The organism is Entomoplasma ellychniae (assembly GCF_002930155.1).
Classification (GTDB): domain Bacteria; phylum Bacillota_I; class Bacilli_A; order Mycoplasmatales; family Mycoplasmataceae; genus Entomoplasma; species Entomoplasma ellychniae.
In genome coordinates this window covers 166,571-180,158 of sequence record NZ_PHND01000001.1, presented here as the reverse complement: position 1 = coordinate 180,158, position 13,588 = coordinate 166,571, and the positions used below count along the sequence as shown (strand labels likewise).

12 protein-coding genes are annotated in these 13,588 nt (G+C 27.7%); all 12 read right to left on the bottom strand.

All coding sequences use genetic code 4. The features are described from left to right. Positions 1 to 74: 74 nt before the first annotated feature. The 12 genes from EELLY_RS00770 to ruvA all read right to left on the bottom strand — a co-directional run bounded on the left by EELLY_RS00770 (position 75) and on the right by ruvA (position 13,532). A complete protein-coding gene (locus EELLY_RS00770; RefSeq protein ID WP_181021029.1) occupies positions 75 to 2,012 on the bottom strand; it encodes an ABC transporter ATP-binding protein in 1,938 nt (645 codons plus the stop codon). 83 nt (positions 2,013 to 2,095) lie between these two features. Further along, positions 2,096 to 2,713, bottom strand: a complete 618-nt coding sequence (locus EELLY_RS00765; RefSeq protein WP_104205618.1) for a hypothetical protein — start codon at positions 2,711 to 2,713, stop codon at positions 2,096 to 2,098. Positions 2,714 to 2,750: 37 nt separating this feature from the next. Further along, positions 2,751 to 3,887, bottom strand: a complete 1,137-nt coding sequence (mnmA, locus tag EELLY_RS00760; protein WP_104205617.1) for a tRNA 2-thiouridine(34) synthase MnmA — start codon at positions 3,885 to 3,887, stop codon at positions 2,751 to 2,753. Positions 3,888 to 3,941: 54 nt separating this feature from the next. After that, a complete protein-coding gene (gene dnaJ, locus EELLY_RS00755; RefSeq protein WP_104205616.1) occupies positions 3,942 to 5,057 on the bottom strand; it encodes a molecular chaperone DnaJ in 1,116 nt (371 codons plus the stop codon). Between the two features lie 49 nt (positions 5,058 to 5,106). Continuing rightward, a complete protein-coding gene (dnaK, locus tag EELLY_RS00750; RefSeq protein WP_104205615.1) occupies positions 5,107 to 6,894 on the bottom strand; it encodes a molecular chaperone DnaK in 1,788 nt (595 codons plus the stop codon). A gap of 13 nt (positions 6,895 to 6,907) precedes the next feature. Next, positions 6,908 to 7,162 carry a hypothetical protein gene (locus tag EELLY_RS00745; protein WP_104205614.1) on the bottom strand — a complete coding sequence of 85 codons (255 nt, stop codon included), beginning with the start codon at positions 7,160 to 7,162 and terminating at the stop codon, positions 6,908 to 6,910. Further along, complete coding sequence (locus EELLY_RS00740; RefSeq protein WP_104205613.1) at positions 7,162 to 7,773, bottom strand: nucleotide exchange factor GrpE; 612 nt, start codon at positions 7,771 to 7,773, stop codon at positions 7,162 to 7,164. The genes EELLY_RS00745 and EELLY_RS00740 overlap by 1 nt, the downstream gene beginning before the upstream one ends. Then, entirely contained in the window at positions 7,766 to 8,797 is a 1,032-nt protein-coding gene (gene hrcA, locus EELLY_RS00735; RefSeq protein WP_104205612.1) for a heat-inducible transcriptional repressor HrcA, read from the bottom strand. Before hrcA ends, EELLY_RS00740 begins: the two co-directional genes overlap by 8 nt. Before the next feature lie 61 nt (positions 8,798 to 8,858). Further along, a complete protein-coding gene (locus EELLY_RS00730; RefSeq protein WP_104205611.1) occupies positions 8,859 to 10,991 on the bottom strand; it encodes an ATP-dependent Clp protease ATP-binding subunit in 2,133 nt (710 codons plus the stop codon). Between the two features lie 116 nt (positions 10,992 to 11,107). Next, positions 11,108 to 11,974 carry a thymidylate synthase gene (locus EELLY_RS00725; protein WP_104205610.1) on the bottom strand — a complete coding sequence of 289 codons (867 nt, stop codon included), beginning with the start codon at positions 11,972 to 11,974 and terminating at the stop codon, positions 11,108 to 11,110. Positions 11,975 to 12,025: 51 nt separating this feature from the next. After that, the gene (gene ruvB, locus EELLY_RS00720) at positions 12,026 to 12,985 is read right to left on the bottom strand and encodes a Holliday junction branch migration DNA helicase RuvB (RefSeq protein ID WP_104205609.1); all 960 of its coding nucleotides are present in this window, start codon (positions 12,983 to 12,985) and stop codon (positions 12,026 to 12,028) included. Beyond that, positions 12,978 to 13,532, bottom strand: a complete 555-nt coding sequence (gene ruvA, locus EELLY_RS00715) for a Holliday junction branch migration protein RuvA (protein WP_104205608.1) — start codon at positions 13,530 to 13,532, stop codon at positions 12,978 to 12,980. The genes ruvB and ruvA overlap by 8 nt, the downstream gene beginning before the upstream one ends. Between the last annotated feature and the right edge of the window lie 56 nt (positions 13,533 to 13,588).

The following is a 13,588-nucleotide window of genomic DNA, read 5'->3' as shown; positions in this document are numbered from 1 at the left end:
TTATTTTTTTAATAAGAACTAAAGTATGCAATCATATTACATCACAAAAAAAATCAAGTTAAAAACTTAAGTTTTTAGTCCATTAATCCGGCTTCGTATAATTCTTTAAAATGACCTTTTTTAGTTTTAAGTTCATCAAATGTTCCTATTTGAACTATTCCTTTTCCATCTTTTCCTAAAACAATTATTTGGTCTGAATTTTTAATAGTTGATAGCCTATGTGCAATTGATACAGTTGTTCTTCCAACCATTAAAGCTTCTAATTTTTCTTGAATTTCTTTTTCAACAATATTATCTAGTGCTGAAGTTGCCTCGTCAAGAATTAATAGTTGAGGATCTTTTAAAAACATTCTAGCAATAATCAATCTTTGTTTTTGACCACCAGATAACATAAATCCACGTTCACCTAAAATCGTTTTATATCCATCAGGTCACGACATAATTAACTCATCTAGTTCTGCTTTTTTACAAGCTTCAACAACTTGTTTATCTGAGGCATTAAATCTACCATATTTAACATTTTCATAAATATCACCATATAAAATTTGTGGGTCTTGTTCAACATAACCAACATTATCTAAATAACTTGACAAGTTTACATCTTTTAAATTAGTATTACCATTAATTAAAACATCACCAGTTGTTGGGTCATAAAATCTTAATAATAATCTAGAAATTGTTGATTTACCAGATCCAGTTTCTCCAACAAAAGCATATGATTTACCTTTTTTAAAAGTGAAATCAAATTCAGGCAATATTTGTTTTTCAGGTTTTTCAGGATATGCAAAACTTACTTTCTTAAAATGAATATCACCATCAACATTTTTTACAATAATTCCATCATTATAATGAGGGTCCATTATTGATTTAGCATTAACTGTTGTAGCAATTCTTTGGGCTGAAACAGATGCTGATGCAACTCCTACTGCAGACATAACAACTTGAAATAAAGGACCCACCATTATTCCTTGAGCTAACGAAAACGAAGCGAAAACAGTTGAAAAGAACAATGTTGATTCTGGACCAGGTGTACTACCATATTTAATCATAGCAGTTGCAATAGCTACAAATTGAATTAATGATATCCCTGAAAATAATACAGTAATCGCAGAAGATTGTACTTTTGCTAATTTAGTGATTTGCTCATAATATCCTTTGTGTTTTTTTTGAAAAAATTCTTTTTCATAATTTTCTGTTCCAGAAGCTTTAATTAATCTAATATTTGAAATTCTATCAGTAACCTTGCCATTTATAGTTGTTAGTACTTTTCTTACTCTTGATATTGAATTTTTCATAAAACCGAACATAACTAATAAAATCATTAAAACAACTACAAAAGTTACTAAAACAGATGTTGCTAATGTTCATTCAAAATAAAGCATCATTGCAGAAGCACCAACTATAGTTAAAAAAGCTGTAAATAATGTGACTGGCACTTGTGCTAATTGGTCGCCCACTATTTGAGTATCAGATATAACACCTGTAATAATTTCACCAATTTGTTTATCTGAGTAATATGATATGTCTTGTCTTACTAAAGCTTCTAAAGTTTTGTTTCTTAAATCTATTTCAACTCTTTTTGAGAAAATAAATGAAAAGTAATTACTAAAAAATTGAGCTATTGAACTAAAACCAACAACGCTTAAAGCAATATAAAGAATATGGTCTCATGAAAAACCTCATCATTCTTTTTCAAGTAATGAAATTTGACTAGCTTCAGCATTGTTAGCAATAGCATTTTTGATCGAAATATCTATTGTCATTTGTCTTGTTAGCAACGGTATCATAACTGAACAACCAACCGAAATTATAGCTAACATAACTATAACGATTCCCAATCTTCATTCTTTTTTAAAATATCTTTTAACCAAAGATGAAAAACTATCTTCTTTATTAATAGTTTTGTTTATTTTTGCTTGTTCTTTTTCATTATCAATTTCTAATTGAATTCTTTCTAATTCAGTTTTTGAAATGATTGTATTATCTGATGCTTTTTTTGATTTTTTTATCATCATTTGCTCCTTAAAATTATTAATGCTTTGTTAATATTTAATAATAATTATACTCTTAAAAAATAAAAAAAGTAGGTTTTAATCTACTTATCCCTTCTTGCTCTAACGGGTACAAATTTTTGCTTGTTTTCAGTGGTTTTGATAATTGGTTGATCTTTTTTATGGTGTTTTTGTGTTTCTCTAATTTTTTTAATTTCATCTTTTTCATACTTAGCTAATTCACGTTCTTTAAGACGATCTGCTGTTTTCATTGCTTTAATTTCATCTTTAGATAGTTTAATTTCTTTTTGCCCAATAGCAACTCTTTGTTCGGTTGCTTGCAAATCTAATTTATTATTAACAATTCAGCTTGTTGTGTAAGTTTTTTTGTCAACTTTTTGAGTAATACCTTCAACCTCATATGCTCTTTTTTCAATTAACTTTTGAGTTTTTGGTTCAATTAACTCTATAATTACATCAAATACATCACGATATTTGTATTCTGGACCTTTTCTTGCAAAAACCTTTGTAAATTCTACTCTAATGTTTTTTTTGTTTTCTGTTTTTGCGATAAAAGTCTTAATTTCATCTCTAACAGCTTTATATCTTTGTGCTTTTTCTTTCTTAGCAGCTTTTCTTCCAGTAATAGTTGTAATAACAACAAATGCAATAACAACTATAATCATTATTAATAGGACTATCAGTCCTGCACTTCCACCCATATCTTAAAGTCCTTCTATTTTAACTATCTTATATTTATTATAAAGCATTTTGCATAACTTTATCAATAACTCCACCACCAATACATATTTCATTTAAATAAAATACCGCTTCTTGACCTGGAGTTATTGCTTTGGTTTTCGGTTCATATTCAACTAAATATTCTTCATCATTAAGTTTAATCAATTTTACACTAACATCATCTTGACGATATCTAAATTTTGCACTACACTCAAAACTATTTTTATTTTTAAAATAATTATTTAATTCTACAGTTCAATTAATTTTGTTAACAATACAACTTGATGATAACAAATAACTTTCATCACTTGCAGGGCAAACATAAATAATTTTTTTATCAATATCTTTTTTAGCAACATAATAGGGTTCATTCATTCCACCTAAATTTAAACCTTTACGCTGACCTAAAGTATAATACATTACCCCAATATGTTTTCCAATAACTAAATTAGTTTTTATGTCAACAATATCACCTGGCTGATTTGAAATGTAATTTTGCAAAAATTTTGTGAATTCTCTTTCGCCAATAAAACAAATTCCAGTTGAGTCTTTTTTATCAGCTGTGACTAAATTTAAGTCATTTGCAATTTTTCTAATTTCAGGTTTAGTTAATGCTTGTAACGGAAATAAGGTTTTTGATAATTGATTTTGAGTCAATTGACATAAAAAATAAGTTTGATCTTTATTTTGATCCACAGCTCTGATCATTTCATACTCTTTAAATTTATCATTATATCTAACACCAGCATAATGACCCATAGCAATATAATCGGCTTTTAAGTTTTTAAGAGCATATTCCATAAATTTATCAAACTTAATATATTTATTACATAAAATATCTGGGTTTGGTGTTCGACCTTTTTGATACTCATCAATAAAATATTTAAATACATAATCTCAATAATCTTGTACAAAATCAACTCTATGTAACTTAATATTTAATTTTTGAGCAACCGCTTGTGCATCCATATAATCTTGTTCTTGAGGGCATATGTTATTATTAATTTCTTGATTACCAAGAACATCATTATTAATTGATGAATCTCAATTACGCATAAATAAACCTTCAACTTCATAGCCTTGCTGTATCAACAAGTGAGCTGCAACCGATGAATCAACCCCACCAGATAATCCAACAATTACCTTTTTTTTCATACACCCTCCTTTCATAAAAAATTACTCTATATAGAGTAATTATATTTTAACACTTTAATCTAAAATATTTTTTGGTTTAAAATCAGATAACTTTTCAACTTCTTCTAAAAGTTTTCTCTCATCTTTTGATATTGAAGTTGGTACAGCAATTTTTATTTTAAGAATTAAATCACCACGTTTATCAGAACTTTGATTTTTATATAAACCTTTATTGTGTACTTTAATGACTTCACCACTATTTATTCCCTTAGGAATTTTTAATTTAACTGGGCCATCTAATGTATCAATAATAATTTCATTTCCTAAAATAGCATCAATAAATGAAACATTATAATGCATAATTAAATCACTCGAACTTGTAAATTCGAATACTTTAGAATTTGCTACAGCAATATGAATATAAAGATCACCATTTTGTCCACCTTCATGTGAAGCATGTCCTGCATCTCTCATAATCATTTGTTGACCAGGTCTTAATCCATGAGGTAATGGCAGCTCAACATTTTCAACAACTTTTTGAATCCCTTTACCATGACACTGCTTACATGGGTTTGATATTTTTTTACCAGTCCCTCTACATTCATCACATGTTTGTTGATTTTGAAATTGCAAAGGTCCCATTTGCCTATTAACAATGATTTGCCCAACTCCATTACATTTTTTACATATATGAACGTCATTTGGATTTTCTGAACCAACACCTTTACATTTTCCGCAATTTCTTAATAAATTTAATTTAACACTTTTCTTAACTCCGAAAACTAATTCTTTCATTGTCAGTGTTACTTCAATTTCAATACTTTGCCCCTGTGAATTTCTTGATTTTGAGCGTGATTGTTTTGCTCCACCAAACATATCAGAAAATATGTCACCAAAATCCATTCCACCCATATTTGAAAAGAAATCACTAAAACCGTTAAAACCTTGACCACCACCAAAGCCATTATTTTCAAAAGCAGCATGACCATATTGATCATATTGCGCTCTTTTATTACTATCTAATAAAACACTTGCTGCTTCATTTATTTCTTTAAACTTTTCTTCAGCATTTGATTGTTTATTAACATCTGGGTGATATTGTTTTGCAAGTTTACGATATGCTGATTTAATTTCTTTTTCATCTGAGTTTTTACTTACTTGCAAAACTTCATAATAATCTTTTTTAGCCATGCTTTCCCTTCTAAAAACTAAACTAACCAAAGTTAGTTTAGTTTTTTAATTATTGCTTATCAGTTTCGTCAGACTTAATTTCTTCATTCTCTGAAACTTCTGGCTCTTGTGCATTTGCAAATTGCGATGCCATTTGAATCATTTGTTCTAATTCATTAATTTTTGCTTCTAATGTTGCATAATCTTCTTTTTCAATTAATTCTTTAACTTCAACTAACATTGCTTCTGCTTGTTGTTTTTGTTCAGCTGGAACTTGCTCTCCACCACTTTTGATTGAAGTTTCAATAATCGCAACATAACTTTCAGCTTTGTGTTTTAATTCAATATTTTTTCTTTTTATTTCATCAGCTTCAGCATTTGCTTCTGCTTCTTTGATCATTCTTTCAATGTCAGCATCACTTAATGCTCCTGAATCTGAAATGGTAATTGATTTTTCTTCATTAGTTGCTTTATCTTTTGCAGATACACTAACAATACCATTAACGTCAATTTTAAAAGTAACTTCAATTTGAGGAACACCTCTTGGAGCTGGTTTGATTCCTGTTAATGCAAATTGCCCTAATGATTTATTGTCACTAGCCATTGGTCTTTCACCTTGCAACACATTAATATCTACAGCTGGTTGATTATCTGCAGCAGTTGAAAATATTTGAGATTTTTCTGTAGGAATAGTTGTGTTTCTTTCAATAAGTTTTGTCATAACTCCACCCATTGTTTCAATACCAAGTGATAAAGGAGTAACGTCTAATAATAAAACATCAGTTACATCACCAGCCAACACACCAGCTTGAATAGCTGCTCCCATAGCTACAACTTCATCAGGATTAATTGTACGGTTTGGTTCTTTATTTAATAAGTCTTTAACTAATTTTTGCACTGAAGGAATTCTTGTTGAACCACCAACCAACAATACTTCATTAATATCTGATGCAGATAATTTAGCTGCTTGTAAAGCATCTTTAACTGGTTTTGATGTTCTTTCAACTAAATCTTTAGTTATTTTATCAAATTCAGCTCTAGATAATTGAGTTGCAAATGAAACAGGTCCCGATTCGTTCATCGCAATAAAAGGTAAATTAATTTCAACTTCTAATTGACTTGATAAATTTATTTTTGCTTTTTCAGCTTCATCTTTTAACCTTTGCAATGCCATTTTGTCATTTTTTAAATCAACTTTAGATTCTGTTTTAATTTTTTCAACTAATCAATTAATTATTTTTTGATCAAAATCATCTCCACCAAGCTTATTATCACCACTTGTTGATAAAACTTCAAAAGTACCATCAGCTAATTCAAGCACAGAAACGTCAAAAGTTCCACCACCAAGATCGTAAACTAAAACTTTTTGTTCAACATCTTGTTTTTCTAAACCATAAGCTAAAGCAGCTGCAGTTGGTTCATTAATAATACGTTCAACTTCTAAACCAGCTATTTTACCAGCATCTTTTGTTGCTTTTCTTTGAGCATCATTAAAGTATGCTGGAACAGTAATAACTGCTTTAGTAATTTTTTCACCAACTTTATCTTCAGCATATTTTTTCATGTATCTTAGAATTTCAGCTGAAATTTGTTCTGGTGTATATTCTTTTGAATTTATATTTAATTTTTCTTTAGTTCCCATTTTTGATTTTACTGAAATAATTACATTAGGATTAGTTACCGCTTGTCTTTTAGCAGCACCACCAACAATAATATCTTCATTTTTAAAAGCTACAACAGATGGTGTTGTACGTTGTCCTTCTGGGTTTTCTAAGATGATGGGTTGACCACCTTCCATAATTGAAACAACTGAGTTTGTTGTCCCTAAATCTATTCCTATAATTTTTTCTTTTGCCATTTTTTGTTTCTCCTTATCTTCATACATACACAAGTATGTTTGCTTTCTCTCCACAACCACAAGTTGCTTCTAATGCTTTTTCTTCTTTTAATTCTATGTTTGCTTTTAAAAAGTCTGAATATCCTTTTGCTAATGATGCACTCATGTGAACACCATTATGCACTGGAATGATTAAAGTTTTCCCTTCGTTTAATAAACTTTCAATTTTATTTGGATAAACACTATCCAAACTTTTAGCGTTGTAAATATTATTTAAATCTTTTGCCATTATGCACTCACCTTTACTATTGCATGAACCAATACGCGATCATGGATCATATAACCATCACTAATCACACTAACAACTTTATTTGAATCAAACTCTGCTGATTCAACTGACTCATTTGCTTCATGTATATTAGAATTAAACTCATCTCCAGGTTTTACTCCCATCGCTTTAATTCCATTATTTTCAAATGCATTTTGAATTTGATTAATAACCATATTAAATCCTGCTAGATAATTTTTAACTTCAGGATTATCATTTGGTGCTTCGACAACTTTTTTTAATAAGTCAAAAGGCTTAATCAAATCTTCTGCTAAATTTGCTGAACCATATTTTCTAATAATAGATTCTTGTTCATTTCTTTTTTTAGTTAAATTAGCTATATCAGCATTTCTTAAACCTTTTTGAAAGTAAATTTCTTCTTCGAGCTTTAGGATTTTATCTTTTAATTCTTTTATTTCTAATTTGTGTTTTTTATCATTTGATTTGACTTTTATATTTGCAACATTCTCTAAAATAGTTTCTGCACCATCTTCAATTGTTGTTTTTGCTTTTACAGCTTCATCAACTATTTTATCAACAACATCTTGAATATCTTTTTTATCTTTATCCATTTTCTTCTCCTTTTGAGTTTATAAATTCTGTAAATAATTTTATTAACTGATTTGCTTGTGAATAATCAATTCTTTTCGGCCCAACTAAAGATAATGTTGTAGACCCTTGTTTAGTTTGAAATGTAGTTTCTAATATCGTTAGATCAGACAGTTCTTCAGAAATCTCTTCACCTATTTTAGTAGTTATGATATTTTGTTTTTGGCTTGCAGAATAATTTGCATCAAATCAATCAAAAGAAGACATACCCTCCATCAAACTTATAACTTTTTTTAATTTATTAGTGTCATTAAACTCTGGGTTTTCTAACATATTTTTTATACCAACAATTTCTTTTTTTGCATTTTGTTTTTCTAATATAGTGCCAATAAATGTTTGAAGAATGTACTCATAGTTATTTATGCTCTGAGCTAAAATTTCTTTTAAGTTTTCTATATTGTTTTCAATTTCATTTAAAGGTGTATCTATTAAACAATCTGAAAATATTTTAATAGCTATTTTTAAATCATCAATACTTACATTAGAAAGGTTAAAAGTTTCAGTTTGAATGTTACCATCTGATAATACAAAAGTTACTAATGCTAAAGTTTTGCTTAAAGGAATCAAATCCATTTTTTTAACAGCTAAAAGTTTTTGATTATTTTGATTTGTGACAACAACTGCACTCATTTTAGTGATCTCACTAATAATCTTTGCAGCTTCTTCTAAAACTTCATCAATGTTAGATTTTCTTGAATAAATAATTGCTTTAAGTTTTTCTCTTAACGTTTTGTCTTCTGTATCAAATGTCATCAAGTTATCTACATAATATCTATAACCCTTTGTAGAAGGCACCCTTCCAGAAGAAGTATGTTCTTTTTCTAAAAAACCAGTTTCTTCTAATGCGGCTGATTCATTTCTAATAGTAGCACTTGAAACACTTATAGTTATTAATTCTTGAATTGTTTTAGAACCAATTGGTTGATTGGTTTTAATATATTCTGAAACAATAATTTTTAATATTTCTGCTTGCCTTTGTTTCAACATTTTCCCACCCTTTTATATATTTTAGCACTCTAATGTCTTAATTGCTATTTTTTTTAAAAAATTAATTAAATATTGTATCTAAAGTGAAAATGTTATCTTGAATACTTATTGTATATTTAACATTTATTTTTATATGGTCATTAATTATATTTTGGGCAATTAAAGTTTCAATGTGTTTTTCAATATATCTTTTAATTGGCCTAGCACCATAGTGGACATCATAAGATTCTTTTACTATTTTTTCAACTGCATCATTACTAAAATTTATAAATATATCTTTGTCTACCTCTAAGCGATTTGATAATGTATTCAATTCTTTAATTACTATCTTTTTAATATCGCTAACACTTAAAGTATTAAATGTAACAATGTTGTCTATTCTATTTAAAAACTCAGGTTTAAAGAAATTATTTAATTCTTGATTTATTTGTATACTTAATTCTTTTGGTTCTAATCCTTGTTGTATTATATTACTTGTTAAGTTAGAAGTTAAAATAATAATTGTATTTTTAAAATCAACTAATTTCCCTAATGAATCAGTTATGCGCCCTTCATCTAAAACTTGTAATAAAACATTAAATACATCCGGGTGTGCTTTTTCAACTTCATCAAATAAAACTATTGAATAAGGATTTCTTCTAACAGCCTCAGTTAATCTTCCACCTTCTTCATAACCAACATATCCAGGAGGAGCTCCAATTAATTTTGAAACACTTTGTTTTTCCATATACTCACTCATATCGATTCTTATCATTTTTTTAGGTGAGTTAAATAATATATTGGCTAAACTTCTTGCAACTTCAGTTTTTCCAACTCCAGTTGGTCCTAAGAACAGAAATGAACCAATAGGTTTATTTGGATCTTTAATTCCGCTCCTACTTCTAAGTATTGCTTCGCTTACAAGTTTTAGTGCTTCATTTTGCCCTTTAACTGTTTTTTCTAATTCTTTTTCTAAACTTAATAATTTTATTTTTTCAGTTTCAATTAATTTATCAACAGGGATACCAGTTCATTTACCAACAATTTCAGCAATATCTTTTTCAGTTACCTCTTCACTAACTAGTCCGTTAGTTTTTACATTTTCAATTTCAACTAACTGTTTTTCTAAACTTGGTAATAATGAATACTGAATTTCACCAGCTCTTTTATAATCACCATTTGCTTGAACATAATCGAGTTCTTTTTTTAAACTTTCAATTGTTGTTTTAACATTATTAGCATTTTGCAATGAAGCTTTTTGTTTTTCTCATTCAGCAGATAATATTGATTGGCTTTCTTTTAAATTATTCAATTCATCAACAGCTTCTTCAAGTCTTTGTTTTGACTTATCATCTTTTTCTTTTGATAAAGCGCTTTTTTCAATTTCTAATTGAATCACTTTCCGATTAATTTGATCAAGTTCACTTGGCACACTCGATAATTCAGTTTTAATTGTTGATGCAGCTTCATCAATTAAATCTATTGCTTTATCTGGTAAAAATCGATCATTAATATATCTTGAAGACAAACGCGCTGCAGTAACTATTGCATTATCATGTATTCTCACCCCATGATAAGTTTCGAACCTTTCCTTTAAACCTCTTAAAATTGATATTGTTTCATCAATTGTTGGTTCTTCAACCAAAAATCTTTGAAATCTTCTTTCTAAAGCTGAATCTTTTTCAATGTACTCCCTATATTCTTTTAAAGTGGTGGCACCAATTGCTTTTAATTCTCCTCTTGCTAATGCTGGTTTTAATAAGTTAGAAACATCCATTCCGCCACCATTACCAGTTTTACCAGCTCCAACAATTAAATGAAGCTCATCAATGAATAAAATTATTTCACCACTTGTTTTGTTAATTTCATTAACTATAGCTTTTACTCTTGCTTCATAATCACCAAGATACATAGCACCGGCCATTAAACTTCCCATATCAAGTTCTAAAATTCTTTTATTTTTAAGAATTGATGGGACATCACCTTTAACAATTCTTTGGGCTAAACCTTCTACAACAGCAGTTTTTCCAACTCCAGGTTCACCAATTAATACGGGATTATTCTTTGTTTTTCTTGAAAGAATGCGAATAACTCTCATAATTTCATCTTCTCTACCAATTATAGGATCAATTTTTCCTTCTTTAGCAATTGCTGTTAGATCTCTTGTGTACTTTTGTAAAGCATCACTATTGTCATCTTTTTGTTTTAATTCCATAAAATAAATCTCCTTTATTTTTTAAAGCCATTTCGACTTATCAATATCTTAATACATAAAATTAGCAAAGTCAATAGTAGAGTGCTAAAAATTTAAATATTAAAAAAGTTACTATTTTAAACAGCAACTTCTCCTATTAACTTACCATGAGATTTATAATTAATAACTTCAATGTCTTCAAAGCTAATATCATAAATTGATTTATTTGAATTAATTTTTATTTGACATAAGGGCATAACTTCTCTTTTCAATTGTATTTCAATTTGATCCATGTGATTTAAATAAATATGTGCATCCCCAATAGTGTGGATAAGAAACCTTGGTTTTAAATTACATTCTTTTGCAATCAATACCATTAATAAAGCATAAGAAGCTATATTGAATGGGACCCCTAAAAATATATCACCACTTCTTTGGTAAAGTTGTAAATCTAATCATCCATCTTTAGATACATAAACTTGTCACATTGAATGACAAGGTGGTAATAACATGTCACCAACTTCAGCTGGATTTCAAGCACTCACTATATGTCTTCTTGAATAAGGATTATTTTTAATCCCTTCTATTAGCAATTTAAATTGATCAATTCCAAAAAAGTTTCTTCATTGTTTTCCATATACAGGACCCAAATCACCATATTGATCAGCAAAATTTTGATCTTCTTTTATCTTGTTTACAAATTCTTGTAAAGTTTCGCCTTTATAATCAATTGATTCTTTAAAATTTTTATAAGGTCACTCATTTCAAATCTTGACATCGTTGTCAACTAAATATTTGATATTTGTATCCCCTTTAATAAATCATAATATTTCATGAAAAATTGCTTTATAAAAAACTTTTTTAGTTGTTAATAAAGGAAATCCATTTCTTAAATCATATCTTTGTTGAACACCAAATTTTGATATAGTACCTGTTCTTGTTCTATCTTCACGTCTTTCACCATCAGTCAAAACTTCATTAATTAAATTTAAATACTGTTTCATATTTATAAATCCCTTCAGCAAAAATCATAATGAAATTATATAATATTAAAGCTATTGATTTAATGTATTTTTTAATAAAATATTTTTATTTAAATACTCTATTCCTTTATTTGTTAAGATCCTTCCTTTAATAGTTCTGGTTATTAATTTTTCTTTAATCAAAATTGGTTCTATGTTATTGATAATAGTAGCACTTGGAACATTTATCATTTGTCCAATATAATCAACCCCGAGACATTTATGCTCTTTAAGTTTTTTTAAGTATTCAAAATCTTTTTCATATAAACCAAATTCATATATTTGCATTTGACGAAATACATAATAAATACTTTTTGGACTAAAATCATTAATCTGATTAGTTGTATAATAATCATTAATCCTTTTAATAAGATTAATGATTATTCTTGGTGTGTTTCTACAATGATTAGCAATAATCAATTGAGACTCATAAGAAATATCAATATTTAACTTTTCAGCAGTCATTTTAACTATTTGACTAAGTTCTTGCTTTGTATAGTCGCTAAGTTGAAAATAAATAGCAAATCTATTTATAAAAGGATGAGCTAACCTATCTACTTGAGTAGTGGCACAAACAATAGTAAAGTTTGGAAGCTTAATATCAACTATTTTAGAATTATAGTCTTTTCCAATAATAATAGATATTTTGCTATCTTCTATAACTGGATATAAAACTTCTAATATTTCTTTACTAACAGAATGTATTTCATCTATAAACAAAACTTCATTTTCCTTAATAGCAGTTATTATTGATATTAAGTCACTAGGTTTGGCTAAATTAGGCCCATTAATAATATGTATTTTAACTTTTAATACCTTAGCTATTAAATAAGCTAAACTAGTTTTCCCCATACCACTAGGACCACTGATTAAAATGTTGTCTAAACTTTTTTTATTAGTTACACTTGCTTGTGTGTATATTTTTAAACTATTAATAATATAAGATTGTCCTAAAAAATCTTCTCATTTTTCTGGTCTAAAACTTTTATTCATTTATTAACTCCATAATAGCACTTATCATTTGTTCTATAGATAGTTTATTATCAATAGTATTAATAGCTTTTAATATATCTTTTTGCTTATAACCTAATTTTGTTAGACTTATAAGTACTTGTTCTTTTTTACTATTTAATTTATTTGCAAAAAGATATTGCTGTAATTGATCAATAATGAGTCTTGCTGTATATATACCTATATTTCTAATTGATGATAATAATTCAACATCACATTCTTTTGTAATCAGATACAGTTCTTCAAATGTGAAATTATTTAATAACAGCAATGTTGTTTTAAAACCAACTGTTTTTATAGTAATTAAATTATTAAACAAATTTCTTGTTTCTAATTTCTTAAATACTATTTGAATATCACTAAACTCATTTTTAAATTCACTTATATAAAACTTATATTCTTGTTTTTGGTCTAATTCACTTAATTTATCTGATAAAAGATAATAAAAGTAGTATCCATATTCTTTGTTATCTAAATAAATATATTGTTCATCTATACTTTGTATTTTAGTTTTAATGTAATTTATCATTTATACCTCATTGTGTTATTAAACAAAAAAAATAGAATCATGCGATTCTATTTGAT